The following is an 18356-nucleotide window of genomic DNA, read 5'->3' as shown; positions in this document are numbered from 1 at the left end:
GCGCTACGCCCCCGGGCATGCTCCCCTCGAGTGGGCGAGCGCTTCAGCCGCGTTCGGACGCTCTTACGGTTTTGCGTATCCGGGGTTGGCGAGCGCCTGCTCGCCGACAAGGTATTGGGAGCTTTTAGCGCTTGGCGTAGCGCAGGCGCGCTACCCCCCCGGGCAGGCTCGCTTCGAGCGGGCCTGCACTTCGGCACGTTCGGACTCGCTTACGGGTTTCCGCCTCTTGGGGTTGGCGAGCGCCTGCTCGCCGACAGGGTATTGGGAGCGCCTGGCGCCTGGCGTAGCACAGGCGCGCTACACCCCCGGAACGCTTTCCTACTCGATTTCGCGGCGGAACGGCGGCAATGCGTTGAGAATGGCTTTTCCGTAACGCTGGGTAACCAGGCGCCGGTCGAGCAAGGTGATCACTCCACTGTCCTGCTCGCTGCGCAGCAGCCGACCGCAGGCCTGAACAAGCCGCAGACAGGCATCGGGCACGGCGATCTCCATGAACGGATTGCCGCCGTTGCGCTCAATCCATTCCGACAACGCCGCTTCAACCGGGTCGTCCGGCACAGCGAAAGGAATCTTGGCGATCACCACGTGCTCGCAATATCTGCCCGGCAGGTCGACTCCTTCGGCAAAACTGGCCAGCCCGAAAATAACGCTCTGCTGCCTGTTATCAACCCGTTCGCGGTGTTGGCGAATGAGCTCCTGTTTGGACAGATCCCCCTGCACCAGAACGCGCTCGCGGAAGGCGCTCGGCAACCCGGCGTACACCTCGAGCATTTGTCTGCGCGATGAAAACAGCACCAAGCTGCCCGCTGCGTCGTCGAGCATGGTCGGCATGCGCTCAATGATCGCCGCACTGTGTCCGGCGCTATCGCGGGGGTCGGCGCCCAGATCCGGGATCCGCAGCACGCCGCGCTCAGCGTGTTTGAAGGGACTCGGCGCCAGCGTGCACACCGCACTCTTCGGCAGGCCGGCGCGCTGGCTGAAACGATCGAAACGCCCCAGCGCCGTCAGCGTGGCGGAAGTCACCAGACAGGCAAAGGCGCTGTACCAGAGAAACTGCCGCAGGGTGTCAGCTGCCAGGATCGGGCTGACGTGGACTTCGATATCGTTCTGCTCGGTCAACGTCAGCCATCGTGCGGTAGGCGGCTTGTCCTCGGGATCCTCAAGGCAGAACTTGGTCCACAATGTCCAGTTACCCTCGGACCGCGCGAGCAGCGCACCGAACAGCGGATACCACTCTTCGGCCTGAACCTGATGCACCCCGACGGCTTCGCCGTCCATAGCATCCTTGAGAATATCGACCATCCGTTGCAGCAGATCGGTAATGCGCCCGAAGCCGCCTTTCAGCTCAGTGGCCATATCGCGCAAATGCTCTGGCACCACGCCATGTTCGAAACGGTGCTGCGGCCGCATGTTGCCGGTCAGATCCTCGGTATTGGCAAAATCGCCGGCTTCGGCCAGCGCCTGGGTCATGAACTGCTGGTGCGGACGCAAGTCCCGCGCTTGCGCCGGAACCTGTTCGAGCAGACGACCGAAATCACCCGGGAGCGGGTGCTGCGCCAGTAGTTTGGACAGATTCTTGTCCAGCTGATCGAGCCAATCGGCGGTAGCATTCATGCGGGTGTGATGCGCGAAGTGCGCAATCGCCTTGTCCGGCAGATGATGTCCCTCATCGAAGATATACAGACAATCACGCGGATCAGGCAGGATGGCTCCGCCTCCCAGTGCCAGATCGGCTAGCACCAGATCGTGATTGGTGACAATGACGTCGACCTTCTGCACGCCCTCGCGCGCCTTGTAGAACACGCATTGATTGAAGTGCCCGCAGCGCCGATTGGTGCACTGGATATGATCGGTGGTCAAACGAGACCAGTCCTGATCATCCAGTGCCGCCGGCCAGGAATCGCGCTCGCCGTCCCATTTGTTGCTGCCCAGCGCTTCGACCATGCTGGTGTAGAGTTTCAGCCCGGCTTCGTCGATGTCGATACGAAACCCTTCATCGGCAAAGCCCTGCTGACGGCTGGCCGCCTGCTGATTGTCATTGAGTAGCTGATCGAGCTTGGACAGACAGACATAACGCCCCCTGCCCTTGGCCAGCGAGAATTGAAAATTCAACCCGGCATTGCGCTGGATGTCGGGCAGATCCTTCAGCACTATCTGTTCCTGCAGGGCAACGGTGGCCGTGGAAATGACCAACGGCTTGCCCAGATGCTTGGCGATCGGAATGGCCGCGAGGCAATAGGCCACGGTCTTGCCGGTGCCTGTGCCCGCCTCGACAACCGCCACCGCAGGCTCGCCGTCGCGATGGCCTTCCTCGTCCAGCTCAACGCCGCCGAAGGCCTTGGCCACTTCGGCGATCATTACCCGCTGGCCGTAGCGCGGCTTAAGGGATTTGTTTTCGAGGAAAGTGCGATAGGCCGTCTGGATCTGGCCTTTCAGGTCGTCGTTCAGCATGCGGGCTCCCGGGAAGGCCGGCATCATACCATTTTGCGGCGCGCTCGACGGGGCGGCCGATGGCTGGCAGCGTCCCAGATCCGTCAATTTTCGCTTGAAGCGGACGGCATCAAGGTCGAAGCTATTGAGCCTCGACATCTCACCCCTCGACACATTACTCAAGGACGGTCCAATGTCCGACAGCCCAACCGCAGCCCTGCTCGGCATATTCGAACACTACCAACCGCAGCGACTGCTGAGCGTCAGCTCTGCACCTATTCCCGCAGCCGTTGCGTTCTGCGCCCAGCACGCGGATTGCACGCACTTCGAAACAAACGAGGTGCCTCTGCCAGCCGGTTACGCAAATCAGCGCTACGACCTGGCCGTGGTCGCTGATCAACTGGAGCGTCTGGATAAACACCAGGGCATGGAATTGCTCGCCGGTATGCGTAACCTGCTGGTGAGCAGAATGGCGGTGCTGGTGGATATGCAACGAACCCCGGCCTGGGAGCAGAACGACTTCTTTGGGCTGGCCTTCCAGCGTCAGGGTCATTTTAAGCGGGACGGCCAGACGCTGACGTTATTCACCTATGATCTGGCCTCATACAAAACCGTACCGGACTGGCTCAATTCAAAATACTGGGCCAATCCAGAACTCTTCGGAAAATACTGGTGGTAAGAATGGAAAGTAACGGCGGCTGTCCCTGCGGCAGTGGCAAACCCTACGCAGAGTGCTGCCTCCCATTGCATCAGGGCAAGCCCGCACTCACAGCGGAGCAGCTGATGCGTTCACGCTACAGCGCTTACACACTGGGACTGGTCGATTATCTGGTGGCGACCACCCTGCCCTCACAACAGGCGCAACTGGATCGCGCTGCGATGACCGACTGGAGCCAGTCGAGCGATTGGCTTGGCCTGACTGTGGAGAAGGTTCATTCGACCGAAGCGGCCAGCAACCAGGCGCAGGTCACTTTCACTGCGCAATGGGCCGATGCGCAGGGGCATCGACACAGCCATCGCGAATGCTCGGACTTCATTCGCATCAAGGAACGCTGGTACTTCGTAGACCCGACCATCAAGGTGAAAACCGGACGCAACGAGCCCTGCCGCTGTGCGTCCGGAAAAAAGTACAAACAGTGCTGTGGACGTTAGGCGTCGGCGTTATCAATCCACCAGTTTGAGATGATCGGTGCTCGGTACCACGGCCGCCTCGTTGCGCTTGATTTCCTCAAGATCCGCGCCCGGCGGCGCCAGGCTCAGTGCTGACAGATCAAGCGGCAACGGTGTGAAGTCGCGGTATTCGTCCTGCATATCAGCACCAAGCGGGGCGATGCCGAAATCAGGCGCTTCCACATCGCTGAATGCTGCCATGTACTCATCCCGCGGGACCACTTTGCCAGTGGCAGATCGGGCGGCCGGCGCAGCGTTTGACGGCGGCTCGGCTGCGGCCGTCTGGCCACCCATTGGCTCCACCAGGCATATCGCGCCCGCCCGTTCGATGGCCTGCCGGTACTTGTCAGCTGAGGCCTGATCCAGCCCCTGCTTGATCACGATCCTGCGGCCTGAGAACAGGATATCCAGCTGCTGTTCTCCTGCCTGAAACAATTGGCCGAGCCTCTGCCGCGCCTGTTCCGGCGCTACGCCCGCCTTGACCTGTCCCTGAAACACAATCTCGAATAGCGGCATATTGTCACTCCCTGGCAGCGATTAGCGGTTAGTATGGACAGGCGCGGGCCGCCAGACAACACCGCCGACGGTCCGAGATCCACATAAGGAGTCGACAATGTACATGCGTATTTTCGGCAGGATAGGCTTGGTTGCCAGCTTATTGTGGCTCTCCGGCTGCGCGGTGTTCGGTCAGGGTTATACCAAGCCGGAAATCCAGCTGGCCAACCTCGAAATGCTGCAAAGCAATCTATGGGAGCAATCCTTTCGGTTGCGCCTGCGTGTCGACAATCCGAACGATCGCAGCCTGCCCGTGCGCGGTATGCATTATCGCGTGTACCTCAATGATTCCAAGCTTGCCACGGGCGTAACCAATCAGCCCTTCGATGTGCCGGCCTATGGCTCGGAATACTTCGAGCTGGAGGTACGCTCTAACCTGTGGCGGCATCTTGGCGATCTGATCAAGCTTGTCGAGCGCCAGCAACCGGTCAGCTATCGGATCGAGGGCCACATCAGCACCGGGATGCTCTGGGCGCGCAAACTGACCCTTGAGGAACACGGGACCCTCGACCCGTCCGACATGAGATTCTGATTTATGAGTTCTACCTTCTGGCTGGTCGCCGGCCTGATCATCATTATTGCCCTGGCTATCTATGCCCTCGTACTGTGGCGTAAGGTCTGGAACGCAAAGCAAGTAAAAGCCGAACAGGAGCGCGAACGCAATGAGCGACTTGCGCAGGACATCCAGTTTCTCGCGCAGAGTTTGCTGAACGGCCAGTTACCGCTGATCGAGGGTGCGATCCGTATCAAGGTTCTGCTGGATAACTATAGCGGCCCGCGCCGCACTGATCTGGATGTCGGTGTATTCGAAACGATCTATGACGCCACGGCGCATATCCCGACCCACCAGCAGTGGAAGGATCTGCCCCGCAACGAGCGCCAGCACCATGAACAACATATGCAGGCGCTGGAGGAGCAGCACAAGGACGAAGCGGAACGCGCCGCCAGACAGCTCAGCACCGGCGTTGCGCCCTCCTGACCGACGGGGCAGGCATCACCTGCTGCCCCGTCCCAGCACTCAGACTGCCGAGTGGCCGCCGTCAACGGCAACAGCCTGACCCGTGACATGGCGTGATGCTTCGCTGGCGAAAAACAGCGCCAGCCCCTTGATGTCATCTTCTCCGCCTACACGGCCCAGTGGCGTGTCGCGCTTGAGCACTTCGGTTACCCGCTCCAGCCCCTTAGCCATTTTGGTCGGAAAATACCCGGGGCAAATCGCGTTCACATTGATGTTGTGCGGACCCCACTCCCCTGCCAGGGCACGGGTAAGGTTCACCGCTGCGGCCTTGCTGGTGTTGTAGGCGACGGTATAGACGCCGGTGTTCGGCTTGTTGCCCTTGAAGCCGGCAATGGAGGCAATGTTGATGATCTTTCCGGACTGACGCGGAATCATGAAACGGCGAGCCACTTCCTGCGCCAGCAGGAAGCAGACATCCACGTTAAGGCCCATAACCTTCTGCCAGCCTTCATAGCTGTGTTCTACCGCAGGCTGACCCCAGCTGGTGCCAGCGTTGTTGATCAGGATATCAATGGTACCGAAGCGCGCCTCGGCGGCATCAACCAGCTTGGAGATCGGGTTGGTGTCCAGCTTGCCCAGGTCACATACCATGCCGTCGGCCTCGATGCCCTGCGCATTCAGCTGCGCCACCACTTCCTCCACTTCGCTGGCGTTTCGCGCGTTGAGGAAAATCTTCGCACCCTGCTCGCCCAGCGCTTCAGCCATCTGCAGGCCGAGGCCCTTGGTGCCGCCGGTTATCAGTGCAACCTTACCGGTCAGGTCAAACAATTCCATCACTTTCATGGGAAGTCCTCTTGTATGCGTTGTAGGAAGCGTTTCAGCATATACGCCACGGGGCGCGACACCGACTATCAGTGAGCCTGGTGATATGCCGCCCTGCACCGGTGTTATCATCGTCGGCTACAACACGACAGGATTCCCATGGCTGAACACGACTTCCGGCGCACCGCGCTTAACCCATCCCACACACTAATTGAATGCCGCACTCTGGCTGGCGGGCTTTATCAGGTCACCGGTCAGGGTGGCGGTATTCAAAGTGGCGACACGCTGATTTGCACCGTCAAGGGTAGCCGCGATCTGCCGCTACCGCTGATCGTCGACAAGGTGCGTTATCTGCTCAGCCCTCCCGGACAGTGGACAGCCACCGCCAAGGGGCCTGATCTGCGCGGCAGATCCGTGCTGGGCTGGTCGGTGACCTGCGACGAATGCAGCAAGGAGCAAGCCTTCGAGTTTCTGATCAATGACAAGGATGGGCTCGAGCAGCGGACCGCCAAGGCGGTAGTGCGTATCGGCGAGCTGGGGTGGAAGCCACGCGGCGAAAACCACCTGTGCCCGGCATGCGCCCGCAAGGCGCTCTAAAACAGACTCAACTGTTCGCCCAACAAGCTGTTGGCGTTATCCAGGCGTACGCCAACGCCTATCAGGCGCACCGGCTTGAGACCGCGGGCATAGGCCTGCGCGGTGAGTTCCCGATAGCCTTCGGGAGTGATGGGTGCGCCAGCCTGCTCCAATGTCGTCTGGGTAAAGTCGTTGAACTTGAGTTTGACGAAGGGCTTGCTCGCCCGGTAACCGTCCTGCAAACGGCCGACCCGTTGAGCGAGTTTTTCCAACAGCGGCCCGAGAGCTTCAAAGCAGGCGCTCAGATCCGGCAGATCCTGATCGTAAGTGTTCTCGACGCTGACCGACTGTCGCGTGCTCTCCACGATCACCGGACGATCATCAATACCCCGCGCCAGCTGCCAGAGCCGCTCGCCAAAACTGCCAAATTCCTTCGCCAGATCCTGCTTGCGCCAGGGTAGCAGCTCACCGCACACGTCGATTCCGAGCTTCCTCAGTCTCGCAGCGGTCACTTTCCCCACGCCGTGCAAGCGCTCCACCGGCAACGTCTGGATAAAGGACTCGATCTCGTCCGGCAAGATCACCTTGAGCCCGTCCGGCTTGTTCCAGTCACTGGCGATCTTGGCCAGGAACTTGTTCGGCGCCACGCCAGCGGAAACGGTAATCCCCAGACCCTCACGCACCCGCTGGCGGATACTTTCTGCAATCAGCGTTGCGCTGCCACGGCAGGCAGTGCTGTTCGACACATCGAGGTAGGCTTCGTCCAGCGATAGTGGCTGTATCAGTGCGGTGTAGTCGGTAAAGATGGCGTGGATCGCCGCAGACGCCTCGCGGTAAACCGCCATGCGCGGCGGCACGATCAGCAAATCCGGGCACAGCTTTTTGGCATAGCCGGAGGCCATGGCCGAACGGACGCCATAAGCACGCGCTTCATAGTTGCAGGTGGCGACAACGCCTCGCTTGCCTGGGTCCCCGCCGACCGCCAACGGACAGCCACGCAGGCGCGGATCATCCCGCATCTCGATCGCTGCGTAGAAACAGTCACAGTCCACATGAATGATCTTTCTGTGCTTCATCCGTTGCGGATTTTACCGTTAACGAGTCAAAGACGACGACATCTGGCGCCTCGCCTTACTCAATTGAAGAGATGGCCTACACTGTCATCAGATAACAAAGGCATAGCCATGCGCAGCTACCCGCCCAAGGATGTCCCATTGTACTGATTCGATCAGATTGATCCTTGGGCTTCCGACAATATTCCTGTCGCGACTCTGCTCTCAGGTCGTTAAGGAGCCCGGCAGCCGCCCGTGCGCCCTCGCACGTCGCATCGAAAAAGTCTCTGTTCTCTGACGTCTACAAAAACAACAACGGAGTAATGCTCATGCAACTGATCAAAAGACTCAGCCTCTTCACTGCCGCCGCGGCTCTGACGGCCAGCACGGCCGTCTTTGCTGCACCGACTTTCATCAATATTCTCACAGGCGGGACCAGTGGGGTTTACTACCCGATCGGTGTGGGGCTGTCGCAGCTCTATGGCGCTATCGAAGGTTCGAAGACCTCGGTGCAGGCAACCAAGGCCTCGGTGGAAAACCTCAACCTGCTGCAGAACGGTCGAGGTGAGCTGGCCTTCGCACTGGGCGACTCGGTTTCCGATGCCTGGAACGGGGTGGAAGACGCCGGCTTCAAGGCACCGCTGAAAAAGCTTCGCGCGATTGCCGGCACCTATCCGAACTACATCCAGATCGTCGCCAACAAGGAAGCCGGCATCAATACACTGGCTGACCTTAAGGGCAAGCGCATCTCGGTCGGCGCACCCAAGTCGGGCACCGAGCTGAACGCCCGCGCGATTTTCGCCGCAGCGGGCTTGAGCTACGAAGACATGGGCAAGGTCGAGTTCCTGCCGTACGCCGAGTCGGTCGAGCTGATCAAGAACCGCCAGCTGGATGCGACTCTGCAGTCCTCGGGTCTCGGGATGGCTGCGATCCGCGATCTGGCCGCCACCCTGCCGATCAATTTCGTCGCCATCCCGGAGGACGTTACCAGCAAAATCGGCGTCGCGGCCTATCAGCCCGCCGTCATTCCGGCCGGCACCTATGATGGGCAGGACACCGACGTAGAAACCGTCGCGATCACCAACATCCTGGTCAGCCATGAGGATGTATCCGAGGACGTGGCCTATCAGATGACCAAACTGATATTCGACAACCTTGAGCGGCTGGGCAATGCGCATTCCGCTGCCAAGGACATCAAGCTCGAAACCGCCGCGAAGGATCTGCCGATCCCGCTGCATCCGGGTGCCGAGCGCTACTACAAGGAAGTCGGCGCGCTGTAAAGCTGCCAGTGCCCGGTGAGTCAGACCGCTTGCGCAACTACCGTGCGCCGTAAGCTATAGACGGGTGTGCTGAAGGAATAGGCTCCATGACCGAACAAAACCACGGCCTTGCGGCCGGTCCGAAGGAATGGCCTAAAGCGCTGTTTTATGTGGCGCTGCTGTTCTCCATCTTTCAGATCATCACGGCGGCCTTTCACCCGGTCTCCAGCCAGATTCTGCGGGCGATGCACGTCGGCTTTCTGTTGATGGTGGTGTTTCTCAGCATTCCTGTTGTCGGCAAGCATAGACCCTGGCAACCGCTGGCCTGGCTGCTCGGCCTGGCGGGCATGGGCACGGCGATCTACCAATGGGTGTTCGAGGCAGACCTGATCCAGCGCTCCGGCGACCTGACCAGTGCCGATATGGCCGTGGGTCTGGTGCTGACGGTGCTGGTGTTCGAGGCCGCGCGCCGGGTCATGGGTATTGCCCTGCCGCTGATTTGCGGACTTTTCCTTGCTTACGCGCTGCTCGGGCAATATCTGCCCGGGGATCTGGCCCACCGTGGTTATGACCTGGATCAGGTCATCAACCAGTTGGCGTTCGGCACCGAAGGCTTCTACGGCACGCCGACCTACGTGTCGGCCACCTATATCTTCCTGTTTATCCTGTTCGGCTCGTTCCTGGAGCAGGCGGGCATGATCAAGCTGTTCACCGACTTTGCCATGGGCCTGTTCGGCCACAAGCTCGGCGGCCCGGCCAAGGTCTCGGTGGTCTCATCGGCGCTGATGGGCACCATTACCGGTTCCGGCGTAGCCAACGTGGTCACCACCGGTCAGTTCACCATTCCGTTGATGAAGCGCTTCGGTTACCGGGCGGCGTTTGCTGGCGGGGTCGAATCCACCTCCTCGATGGGCAGTCAGATCATGCCGCCGATCATGGGCGCGGTGGCGTTCATCATGGCCGAAACGATCAATGTGCCCTTTATCGAAGTGGCCAAGGCCGCGCTGATTCCCGCGCTGCTGTACTTCGGCTCGGTGTTCTGGATGGTTCATCTGGAAGCCAGACGCGCCAATCTGAAAGGCCTGCCGAAGGACCAATGCCCGAACCCATGGACGGCAGTAAAGGAGCGTTGGTACCTGTTGATCCCGCTGTTCATCCTTATCTATCTGCTGTTCTCCGGACGCACGCCGCTGTTTTCCGGGATGGTCGGTCTGGCACTCACTGCGATTGTCATTCTCGGTTCGGCGATCATTCTACGGGTATCGTCTTTCGCGCTGCGTATAGCGTTCTGGATCGCACTCGGCGTCCTCTGCGCCGGGTTCTTCCAGCTCGGCATCGGCGTAGTATTCGGCGTGGTCGGACTACTGGTAGTGATCTGCTGGTTCATCAAGGGCGGCCGCGACACCCTGGTGATCTGCCTGCATGCGCTGGTCGAGGGTGCGCGACACGCGGTGCCGGTGGGTATTGCCTGCGCACTCGTCGGGGTGATCATCGGCGTGGTCTCGTTGACCGGGGCGGCGTCGACCTTCGCCGGTTACATCCTCGCCATCGGCCAGGAGAACCTGTTCCTCTCGCTGCTTCTCACCATGCTTACCTGCCTGGTACTGGGCATGGGCATTCCGACCATTCCCAACTACATCATTACCAGCTCGATTGCCGCGCCCGCGCTGCTGGAGCTGGGCGTGCCGCTGATCGTTTCGCACATGTTCGTTTTTTACTTTGGCATCATGGCCGATCTCACCCCGCCGGTGGCACTGGCTTGTTTCGCTGCCGCGCCGATTGCCAGGGAATCCGGGCTGAAGATCAGCCTGTGGGCCATACGTATTGCCATCGCGGGCTTCGTCGTGCCCTTCATGGCGGTGTACGAGCCCGCCCTGATGCTGCAAGGCGAGAGCTGGCTGGCCACTGTTTATGTGCTGTTCAAGGCGGCTGTGGCGATCGGTATCTGGGGCGCAGTGTTCACCAACTTTCTGCAATGGAGAATGGCTTGGTGGGAGCGAGCACTGGGTTTTGCAGCGGGTGCCAGCCTGGTTCTGGCCACGCCTACCAGCGATGAAATCGGCTTCGCTCTGGCGGTGCTGTTTCTCGCTCAGCATTTCTGGCGTGGGCGGCGTGCCGAAGCGAGAACCGCGTGATCGGATTGTGTATGGGTCTGGCCGGAGCAGTATGGGCTGAATTGCCGGTGCCGGGGTTTACCTTGGCCTGGCAGCACACTATTGAAAAAATTCGATGGGAAGAAGATTACCGCGTTTCGCCAGAGGGATTGTCGCTCGGCGTGGCGCGCGTGATGGGATCTGGTGCGGGCATGGACATTCCGGCTGATGCTCAATTGCGTGACGGCACTTGGCACTATCGCCGCCAGCTACCTCCCCTGCAACCGCTGCGCCTGGGCCGAACCCCAGAGGCAGGAGATTACCAGTTGTGTTTTAACCAGCGCTGCCAACCAATGAGCGACTGGCTCGGCCCGCCCCAAGCGGCCCGGCCGGCGGTGGAACTCTGGAGCTGTGAACTAACCGCCCGCCCGTAGGATAGAACCGTTCGTGGATGGCATTCACAATCCACATTGACTATCCAGTCATCACGCATATTTCAGGGTCATGCCCGGCGCAGCCGGTCAGCCCGCCACGACTTGATTACGCCCGGCGTTCTTGCCGGCATAAAGCGCCTTGTCGGCGCGCTGAAGCAGTAAATCAAGGCGGCGCTCATCACCCAGCTGCGCCACGCCAACCGTGGCCGTAACCCGCAGCTGCGGAACCTCCTCGCTGATGGTGGACGCAGCCAGTTTGTCAACAAAGCGCTGGGCGACCAGCAAGGCTGCAGACAGATCCGTCTCGGGAAGCAACGCCACGAACTCTTCGCCGCCCAGACGCCCAAGGATATCGGTTGCCCGGAAGGAATCCCGGCAGAGCTGTCCGACCCGCTTGAGGACTTCATCCCCCGTCGAATGCCCCCAGGTATCATTGATCTGTTTGAAGTGATCGAGGTCGATGATGCATAGCGTCAGCGGCTGGCCGGTACGCAGCGAGCGGTTGAGTTCGTACTGGAACAGCGATTCGTACTGACGGCGGTTATTCAACCCGGTCAGCGCATCGGTGGTCGCTTGCTGAACCAATGCCGCCTGCAACCTGGCCCGCTCTTCGATCTCTCGCGATAGCGTCGCATTGACTTCCTGCGCCTGCTGCCACAACGCGAATTGTCTTCGTTGCAGAATCTGCGTTCGTGCGGCAGTTCCCCACCCAAGCCCAATGGGCATCAAGGTCACGATTGAAATGCCGACTATCTGAGACGGCGCCAGCGAGTCGACGTGGTAGAGCATGATGACTGTCGACACGCCCATGTACGTCGTAACCCCGAGAATTGCAGGGATACGATTGGGAATATACACAAAGGTGGTAACCAGCATGATCAGCGTCAGCGTGAAAGCCCAGTGTGCGACTTCAGGCCTGAATACATAAACAGCGAGGAAACAGGTCATTCCCATGACTTCAAGGAGACTTATCCAGCGCGCCTGCGTAGCCAGCATCGGCTTGCGCTTGATCTGCCACGAGAAGAAGACAAGAACGGCTACGACGCCAAACCGGATAGCTGCGCTTGACCAGAAGCTGGCGCTACCAATAAGCGCTTCGAGATCCGCCAGCAGAAACACCAGCACCAGCCCGGCCCAGACGGCAAGCGCCCCCCGCATCTGGCGGGCAATGGAAAGCTGGTTTTTTTCAAGGTAGGCCCGCTCCATCGCGGGATCACGAAACTCTCCGGTCCAGCTATTGATGCGCCAGCTACGCTCGGACCTTTCAGCTTTAGCCTTCAATGCCTGTACCGCAATCTCCTCAGGCAGTGTTTCAACATCAGTCATTCGAGCTCCGCTTCCTTGCGCGATTTACACTTTGGGCTGGTCAGCCTTAACAGGGCACTGGAACCACGCAATTGCGCCCCCCGGCCTTCCCTTCGTAGAGGGCTTTATCGGCACGCCTGATCACATCTTCAATACTGTTATCGCTTGTGCACACCTCTGTCAGACCAAAGGTCGCTGTAACACCAATCTGATCATCCCCGACGGATACCGGAGCGGCTTCCAACCTCTGACGGAGACGGTTGATTACCACCTCAGCGTCTTCGAGGCCGGTATCGGGAAGCAACAGGATGAATTCCTCTCCACCGAAGCGCCCGATGATATCAGATTGCCTTAAAGCATGACTGAACTGATCAGCGACATGTTTGAGTACCTGATCGCCAGCATCATGCCCATGCTCATCATTCACGCGCTTGAAGAAATCGATGTCCGCGACACATAGAGAAAGGTGGCTGCCATTGCGCTTGCTGCGCTCCCGCTCGCGGTCGAACAGCATTTCGTACTGACGTCGATTGAACAAGCCAGTCAAGGGATCCGTCGTGGCCTGGCGGTTCAGCTCTTTTTCCAACACCTTTCTGCGTTCGATTTCCGCCTGCAATTCCTGATTGACTTCATTGGCGTGGGTGTACATCGCATATTGTTGACGCTGTGCTATCTGAAGGCGCTGGGTGGCGAAAAAACCCACCAGTATTGGCAGCGTCAACAACACAAAAGCCCCGAATATGACGTTGCCTGGCCGCTCCATCACTATCATGCACACCATAAGCCCCGCCAGGCCCAACACCGCCGCGATGGCCGAGAAGTAGAGCCGGTTCGGCACGAACACGAACATCGAGATGAACAGCAGCCCCAAAACGAATACGGTAAAAGTCGCGATCTCAGGTCTGAGAAAATACAGGAGATAGAAAAAAAGAAAGCCCACCAGCTGGAGGGCCATCGTGACACCGCCTGACGTTGCCAACTTCGGCTTGCGGAGTAGAACATACCCGTAGATGAAGATAGCCAAGGAAAGCGCTATCCGCGCTCCCATTAGTGTCATGAATACGGAAGACAGCCCTAGGCCCTGATAGTCCACCAGTCCGAAGAGCAGCAGCAAAGAGCCCCATACGGTGAGCGCCACGCGCATGTGCCGGACCATGTCCGACTGCATATACTCGCGGAATGCTGCCTCTTCTGCCTGATTCCTGAACTCCCCCCAGAAGGAGGAGATCCTGAATCGATCCTCGGCACGGTCCATGTCAATTCTCCTAGCCACTGCTGAATAGGCCGTGAAACTTTTCGCCATTTCGGAAGTATCCTCCAAGCGTCATTGCAGCGCCAGACGTAAGGGTCATTAAATAGCCAGTATTGACTGCCCGCGGTGAGTCACACGGAATTTCCTACCGGATTCACGACCCGGTAGGAGCCACAATTACGCTGCGTTGGCTCCTTCAAAAATTCTTTTTACTTCAAGTGCTTGACAGCACAGCCGTATTCCGTAGAATGGCCGCCACAGACGCGGGGTGGAGCAGTCTGGTAGCTCGTCGGGCTCATAACCCGAAGGTCGTAGGTTCAAATCCTGCCCCCGCAACCAGACAAGTAAAGGCAGATCAATCTAACCATTGATCTGCCTTTTTTGTTTTCCGGATCTGCTCAAATCTAGCCTGCCTTACTTCGCAGCCCGCCGGCCTGGTTCTCATCGATAACCCCCACCACTGCGCGCATTACTGCGCCTGCAGGGTAAAAGGGTCAATCAAACCCGCGCCGATCACCATTCCGACCAAAGCAGGCAAACTGTCTGCCTGCATGCGCTTCATTACCCTCGAGCGGTACAGGTCCACCGTTTTCACGCTGATGCCGAGTTGTTCGGCTATTTCTCGATTGCTGTAACCTTGCACGAGCGGCAGCAAAATGTCGCGTTCGCGGGGCGTAAGACCGTCCAGCCGCGACTGCACCTCATGTATTTCAGGACGCTCCCTTTGCAACGGAACCAGGCTGAGCGCACGCTGCACGCTGTCCAGCAACAGTTGCTCGTTATAGGGTTTCTCAATGAAATCCACGGCGCCGCTGCGAAAGGCGCGAACTACCAACGGCACATCTGCATGACCACTGACGAAGATAACCGGCGCCTGAATATTTCGTTCACGCATGGCTTCCTGGACAGCCAGACCGCCCATGCCGGGCATGCGGACGTCGAGTAACACGCAGGCTGGCTGACTGGGATCGCACTCTTCCAGAAAAGCGAGGCCGCTAATAAACGGGATGCCCTTGAGGCCCACCGACTCAAGCAACCAGAGCGTTGAATCAAGCAATCCCTGATCATCATCCACCACGTAAACCACTTGCTGTGGCGTCCCGGGCATTGCTTTTCTCCTCGAATGGCTTATCTGTTTTCTACGGCAGGCAGCCAGCAGCTAAGCCGTAGCCCGCCTGATTCGGCAAGATCGGCACTTAGCCCCCCACCAAAGTCCTCCACGATACCGCGACTCATAGACAGACCCAAGCCCAGCCCCTCGGCCTTGCTGGTGTAAAACGGGGTGAACATACTCTCGAGTTGTTCATCGGTTGCTCCCGGCCCTTCGTCCACTACATCAATCTCGACCCTTGCTGCTGCAACGCCGAGTCTGAGTGCGACCGACGAGGCGCTGTCCGGATGGCTTTCCCGGTTTGCCTCAATTGCATTGCGCAACAGATTGAGCATGACCTGTTCGAGCAGGATCGGATCGACGTACACATCCGGCAAACCCTCCGGGATCTGCTCAGCGATATGCACCTGATGCTGGCTTGCCTCCCAGGCGCATAAGCGGATGGCGTCCTGCGCCAGTGCCGCAAGGTTTGTTCGCTGAACCTTCCGCGGCCCCTTTCGCAGGAATGCTCTCAACCGCTTGATCACTTTGGAAGCGTGATCGGCATGTCCGGCGATGCGTTCCAGTCCCTGACGAACCTTATCCTGACGGCCATCGGCATGACTAAGGCCCGCCAGGTAGCGTTGGCTGGCCCCGGCGTAATTCATGATGGCGGCCAGCGGCTGGTTCATTTCGTGCGCAATGCCCGACGCGAGTTCACCCAAGGTCGCCAAGCGCGCGGCATGCGCCAGCTCATCCTGCAGGCGCCGGTTGCTTTCCTCTGTACGCATGCGCTCGGTGATATCCCGCGAGACGCTGACCATCTCGACCACCTTCCCTGTGTAGGTTTCACGTATGGCCCGGCTGGCGGTTTCGAACCACAGGTAATGGCCTCGCTGGTGTCGGATACGGTAAGTAGCGGTAAGGTAGCCCTCTTGCTCCAGTTCTTCCCGGTAGCGCTTGAGCAGACGCTCCCTTTCCAGCGGATGAAACATCGCCTGGATGGAGGTGCCACGGAGTTGCTCGGGCCAGTATCCCAACAGCGTCCAGGATGCAGGCGAGGCATCCAGGAACTGCCCGTCTGGCGTATGCCGTGAAATCAGATCCGTGGTGTTTTCGATAATCAGCCGGTAAAGGCGACTGGCGATGGTTGCATCCTGCTGCTGGCGCAATCGCTCGGTAGCATCTTGCCCCCGCGCCAGCACCCGCTGAACAGCGACTATGGGAATGAATGTCCAGAGCAGGAACCGGCCATCCGCTGTCTGCGCTTCGACCTCGGCAATGGCGCGTTGCTGAGTCAGACACGCACGGGCAAGGTGGAGAAAATTTGGCGGCAATAATTCAGTCGGCTGGCCAGCGCCCGCCAGCTCCCGCATTGCTGAATTCAGGGCCTGTACGCAACCATCCGTATCCAGCAAGACTGCTGACTGAGGGTCGCTGTCCAGCATCCACGCAGCGGCATCGACGCCCGAGGGGCGTTCACTTGCTGTTTGCTGCGGTTTGTTCTTCCTCACCCCGCACCTCTTTTCCGAACATATAGTATTTATACTATAAAACCATAGTCATATTTCCATATGCCATGGCGATAACTATAAATAACGCACATAGTCTCTGGTAAGTGCACTTGCGCGATACCAGACCCTAGAGCTAACAACATCGCCGCAGGTGGGAATCATGTCTATTTATCAGGAAGGCCTTTCGCAGAGCCCAGTCAACCACATCGCTCTCACGCCCTTGAGTTTCATTGAACGTACAGCCAACGTCTACCCCGATTACCCGGCCATCATTCATGGAGCCATCCGCCGTACCTGGAGCGAGACCTATCAGCGCTGCCGTCGCCTGGCGTCCGCTCTGGTCAACCGTGGCGTTGGAGCAGGCGATACCGTTGCGGTGATGCTGCCCAATATTCCGGCAATGGTCGAAGCACACTTCGCCATCCCCATGTCCGGTGCCGTGCTCAACACCCTGAACGTGCGCCTGGATGCAGAAGCAATTGCCTTCATGCTGAATCACGGTGAGGCCCGCGTACTGATTACCGACCGCGAATTCCATGCCGTGATCCGCGAAGCCCTGAAGCTGATCGATCGGCCGATTCTGGTAGTTGATGTTGACGATCCGGAATATGGCGAGGGTGAAGCGGTCAGCGATCTGGATTACGAGGCCTTTCTGGCCGAAGGCGACCCCGAATTCGCCTGGCACTGGCCGAACGATGAATGGCAGGCCATCTCGTTGAACTACACCTCCGGAACGACCGGCAACCCGAAGGGCGTGGTCTACCACCACCGCGGTGCTTACCTCAACGCCATGGGCAATCAGATGACCTGGAGCATGGGCCAGCATCCGGTCTACCTCTGGACCTTGCCGATGTTCCACTGCAATGGCTGGTGCCACCCCTGGACCATCACTGCGCTGGCCGGCGTGCACGTATGTCTGCGCCGCGTCGATCCGCAGAAGATCCTGAACCTCATTCATGAACACGGCGTCACCCACATGAGTGGCGCTCCGATCGTGCTGAATGCGCTGGTCAATATGCCGGAAAGCGCCAAGGCCGCGATTGATCACCCCGTCAAGGCGCAGGTCGCCGGCGCTGCCCCGCCCGCCAAGGTGATCGGTGCAGTTGAGGACATGGGCATCGAGGTTATGCATGTGTACGGGCTGACCGAAGTCTACGGACCGGTGACACTCTGCGCCTGGCATGACCAATGGAATGAGCTCCCGCTTGAAGAGCGCGCCCATCTCAAGTCGCGTCAGGGCGTGCGCTACCCGACACTCGAGGGCGTCATGGTGGCTGACCCGGTGGGCATGCAACCTGTGCCCAAGGATGGCAAGACCATCGGCGAAATATTCATGCGCGGCAATACCGTGATGAAGGGCTACCTGAAAAATCCCGAAGCGACCGCTGAGGCTTTCGAAGGCGGCTGGTTCCATACCGGTGACCTCGCAGTGTGCCATCCCAACGGCTATATCGAGATCAAGGACCGTCTGAAGGACATCATCATTTCCGGCGGTGAGAACATCTCCACCATCGAAGTGGAAGATACGCTTTATAAACACCCCGCCGTCATGGAAGCAGCTGTCGTCGCCCGGCCGGACGAGAAATGGGGCGAGACGCCCTGCGCCTACATCACATTGAAAAGCGGGCAGCAGGTAAACGAGGCATGCATCACCGAGTTCTGCCGACAGCACCTCGCGGCCTTCAAGGTGCCCAAGACGGTGGTCTTCACCGACCTGCCGAAAACATCCACAGGCAAAATCCAGAAATTCGTACTGCGTGACTGGGCAAAGGCGATCTGACCCAGATTCGCTGCAGTCTCCCCTTCTCTTTCCGTTTCACAACAACAACAAGCAGCCGGCGATAGA

17 protein-coding genes and 1 tRNA gene are annotated in these 18356 nt (G+C 59.1%); 10 read left to right on the top strand and 8 right to left on the bottom strand.

From position 1 onward, the window contains the following. Positions 1–318 precede the first annotated feature (318 nt). The gene (gene dinG / locus HG264_RS17980; RefSeq protein ID WP_169408882.1) at positions 319–2451 is read right to left on the bottom strand and encodes an ATP-dependent DNA helicase DinG; all 2133 of its coding nucleotides are present in this window, start codon (positions 2449–2451) and stop codon (positions 319–321) included. A 172-nt stretch (positions 2452–2623) separates the two neighbouring features. Here dinG and HG264_RS17975 point away from each other — a divergent pair, with 172 nt between their 5' ends. Then, positions 2624–3109 carry a DUF6231 family protein gene (locus tag HG264_RS17975; protein ID WP_169408881.1) on the top strand — a complete coding sequence of 162 codons (486 nt, stop codon included), beginning with the start codon at positions 2624–2626 and terminating at the stop codon, positions 3107–3109. 2 nt (positions 3110–3111) lie between these two features. Then, positions 3112–3582, top strand: a complete 471-nt coding sequence (locus tag HG264_RS17970; protein WP_169408880.1) for a YchJ family protein — start codon at positions 3112–3114, stop codon at positions 3580–3582. A 12-nt stretch (positions 3583–3594) separates the two neighbouring features. On the opposite strand, the gene HG264_RS17965 is transcribed toward HG264_RS17970, so the two are convergent. Continuing rightward, positions 3595–4116, bottom strand: a complete 522-nt coding sequence (locus HG264_RS17965; RefSeq protein ID WP_169408879.1) for a hypothetical protein — start codon at positions 4114–4116, stop codon at positions 3595–3597. Positions 4117–4213: 97 nt separating this feature from the next. Between HG264_RS17965 and HG264_RS17960 the strand changes: the two genes are divergently transcribed. Both HG264_RS17960 and HG264_RS17955 read left to right on the top strand, forming a co-directional pair. Continuing rightward, positions 4214–4687, top strand: a complete 474-nt coding sequence (locus HG264_RS17960; RefSeq protein WP_169408878.1) for an LEA type 2 family protein — start codon at positions 4214–4216, stop codon at positions 4685–4687. A gap of 3 nt (positions 4688–4690) precedes the next feature. Next, on the top strand, positions 4691–5134 hold the full coding sequence (locus HG264_RS17955; RefSeq protein WP_169408877.1) for a DUF2489 domain-containing protein: 444 nt from the start codon (positions 4691–4693) through the stop codon (positions 5132–5134). A 39-nt stretch (positions 5135–5173) separates the two neighbouring features. Here HG264_RS17955 and HG264_RS17950 read toward each other — a convergent pair whose 3' ends face one another. After that, positions 5174–5956: an SDR family oxidoreductase gene (locus HG264_RS17950; RefSeq protein ID WP_169408876.1), complete on the bottom strand. Its 783-nt coding sequence runs from the start codon at positions 5954–5956 to the stop codon at positions 5174–5176. Between the two features lie 138 nt (positions 5957–6094). On the opposite strand from HG264_RS17950, the gene HG264_RS17945 reads away from it, so the two are divergent. Further along, positions 6095–6532 (top strand): hypothetical protein, encoded by a 438-nt coding sequence (locus HG264_RS17945; protein WP_169408875.1) that lies wholly within the window; start codon positions 6095–6097, stop codon positions 6530–6532. Here HG264_RS17945 and dinB read toward each other — a convergent pair. Then, positions 6529–7587, bottom strand: coding sequence for a DNA polymerase IV (dinB, locus tag HG264_RS17940; RefSeq protein ID WP_169408874.1), 1059 nt, complete (start codon positions 7585–7587; stop codon positions 6529–6531). The two genes, HG264_RS17945 and dinB, sit on opposite strands and share 4 nt — an antisense overlap. A 305-nt stretch (positions 7588–7892) precedes the next feature. On the opposite strand from dinB, the gene HG264_RS17935 reads away from it, so the two are divergent. From HG264_RS17935 to HG264_RS17925, 3 genes are all read left to right on the top strand, one after another. After that, complete coding sequence (locus HG264_RS17935; protein WP_169408873.1) at positions 7893–8843, top strand: TAXI family TRAP transporter solute-binding subunit; 951 nt, start codon at positions 7893–7895, stop codon at positions 8841–8843. A gap of 86 nt (positions 8844–8929) precedes the next feature. Beyond that, positions 8930–10957 carry a TRAP transporter permease gene (locus HG264_RS17930; protein WP_169408872.1) on the top strand — a complete coding sequence of 676 codons (2028 nt, stop codon included), beginning with the start codon at positions 8930–8932 and terminating at the stop codon, positions 10955–10957. Then, positions 10954–11349 carry a DUF1850 domain-containing protein gene (locus tag HG264_RS17925; protein WP_169408871.1) on the top strand — a complete coding sequence of 132 codons (396 nt, stop codon included), beginning with the start codon at positions 10954–10956 and terminating at the stop codon, positions 11347–11349. The genes HG264_RS17930 and HG264_RS17925 overlap by 4 nt, the downstream gene beginning before the upstream one ends. 87 nt (positions 11350–11436) lie before the next feature. Here HG264_RS17925 and HG264_RS17920 read toward each other — a convergent pair whose 3' ends face one another. Then, positions 11437–12675, bottom strand: a complete 1239-nt coding sequence (locus HG264_RS17920) for a GGDEF domain-containing protein (RefSeq protein WP_169408870.1) — start codon at positions 12673–12675, stop codon at positions 11437–11439. 46 nt (positions 12676–12721) lie between these two features. After that, complete coding sequence (locus tag HG264_RS17915) at positions 12722–13909, bottom strand: GGDEF domain-containing protein (RefSeq protein ID WP_169408869.1); 1188 nt, start codon at positions 13907–13909, stop codon at positions 12722–12724. A 259-nt stretch (positions 13910–14168) separates the two neighbouring features. Between HG264_RS17915 and HG264_RS17910 the strand changes: the two genes are divergently transcribed. Continuing rightward, positions 14169–14245, top strand: a tRNA-Met gene (locus HG264_RS17910). 130 nt (positions 14246–14375) lie between these two features. Here the strand turns inward: HG264_RS17910 and HG264_RS17905 are convergent. After that, on the bottom strand, positions 14376–15014 hold the full coding sequence (locus HG264_RS17905) for a response regulator transcription factor (RefSeq protein WP_169408868.1): 639 nt from the start codon (positions 15012–15014) through the stop codon (positions 14376–14378). Positions 15015–15034: 20 nt separating this feature from the next. Then, positions 15035–16444, bottom strand: a complete 1410-nt coding sequence (locus HG264_RS17900) for a PAS domain S-box protein (RefSeq protein WP_169409204.1) — start codon at positions 16442–16444, stop codon at positions 15035–15037. Between the two features lie 226 nt (positions 16445–16670). Here HG264_RS17900 and HG264_RS17895 point away from each other — a divergent pair, with 226 nt between their 5' ends. Next, the gene (locus HG264_RS17895) at positions 16671–18290 is read left to right on the top strand and encodes an acyl-CoA synthetase (RefSeq protein ID WP_169408867.1); all 1620 of its coding nucleotides are present in this window, start codon (positions 16671–16673) and stop codon (positions 18288–18290) included. Positions 18291–18356: the final 66 nt, after the last annotated feature.

It is taken from the genome of Pseudomonas sp. gcc21 (genome assembly GCF_012844345.1).
GTDB lineage: Bacteria > Pseudomonadota > Gammaproteobacteria > Pseudomonadales > Pseudomonadaceae > Halopseudomonas.
The sequence above is the reverse complement of the archived record's forward strand: the minus strand, read 5'-3'. Positions and strand labels throughout refer to the sequence as shown.

What these genes read in the sequence shown, in the direction of transcription:
- HG264_RS17975 (WP_169408881.1), top strand. Translation starts at nt 2,624, where the DNA reads ATGTCCGACAGCCCAACCGCAGCCCTGCTCGGCATATTCGAACACTAC.
- dinG (WP_169408882.1), bottom strand. Translation starts at nt 2,451, where the DNA reads ATGCTGAACGACGACCTGAAAGGCCAGATCCAGACGGCCTATCGCACT.
- HG264_RS17930 (WP_169408872.1), top strand. Translation starts at nt 8,930, where the DNA reads ATGACCGAACAAAACCACGGCCTTGCGGCCGGTCCGAAGGAATGGCCT.
- dinB (WP_169408874.1), bottom strand. Translation starts at nt 7,587, where the DNA reads ATGAAGCACAGAAAGATCATTCATGTGGACTGTGACTGTTTCTACGCA.
- HG264_RS17905 (WP_169408868.1), bottom strand. Translation starts at nt 15,014, where the DNA reads ATGCCCGGGACGCCACAGCAAGTGGTTTACGTGGTGGATGATGATCAG.
- HG264_RS17945 (WP_169408875.1), top strand. Translation starts at nt 6,095, where the DNA reads ATGGCTGAACACGACTTCCGGCGCACCGCGCTTAACCCATCCCACACA.
- HG264_RS17970 (WP_169408880.1), top strand. Translation starts at nt 3,112, where the DNA reads ATGGAAAGTAACGGCGGCTGTCCCTGCGGCAGTGGCAAACCCTACGCA.
- HG264_RS17965 (WP_169408879.1), bottom strand. Translation starts at nt 4,116, where the DNA reads ATGCCGCTATTCGAGATTGTGTTTCAGGGACAGGTCAAGGCGGGCGTA.
- HG264_RS17900 (WP_169409204.1), bottom strand. Translation starts at nt 16,444, where the DNA reads ATGCTGGACAGCGACCCTCAGTCAGCAGTCTTGCTGGATACGGATGGT.
- HG264_RS17960 (WP_169408878.1), top strand. Translation starts at nt 4,214, where the DNA reads ATGTACATGCGTATTTTCGGCAGGATAGGCTTGGTTGCCAGCTTATTG.
- HG264_RS17955 (WP_169408877.1), top strand. Translation starts at nt 4,691, where the DNA reads ATGAGTTCTACCTTCTGGCTGGTCGCCGGCCTGATCATCATTATTGCC.
- HG264_RS17895 (WP_169408867.1), top strand. Translation starts at nt 16,671, where the DNA reads ATGTCTATTTATCAGGAAGGCCTTTCGCAGAGCCCAGTCAACCACATC.
- HG264_RS17915 (WP_169408869.1), bottom strand. Translation starts at nt 13,909, where the DNA reads ATGGACCGTGCCGAGGATCGATTCAGGATCTCCTCCTTCTGGGGGGAG.
- HG264_RS17920 (WP_169408870.1), bottom strand. Translation starts at nt 12,675, where the DNA reads ATGACTGATGTTGAAACACTGCCTGAGGAGATTGCGGTACAGGCATTG.
- HG264_RS17950 (WP_169408876.1), bottom strand. Translation starts at nt 5,956, where the DNA reads ATGAAAGTGATGGAATTGTTTGACCTGACCGGTAAGGTTGCACTGATA.
- HG264_RS17935 (WP_169408873.1), top strand. Translation starts at nt 7,893, where the DNA reads ATGCAACTGATCAAAAGACTCAGCCTCTTCACTGCCGCCGCGGCTCTG.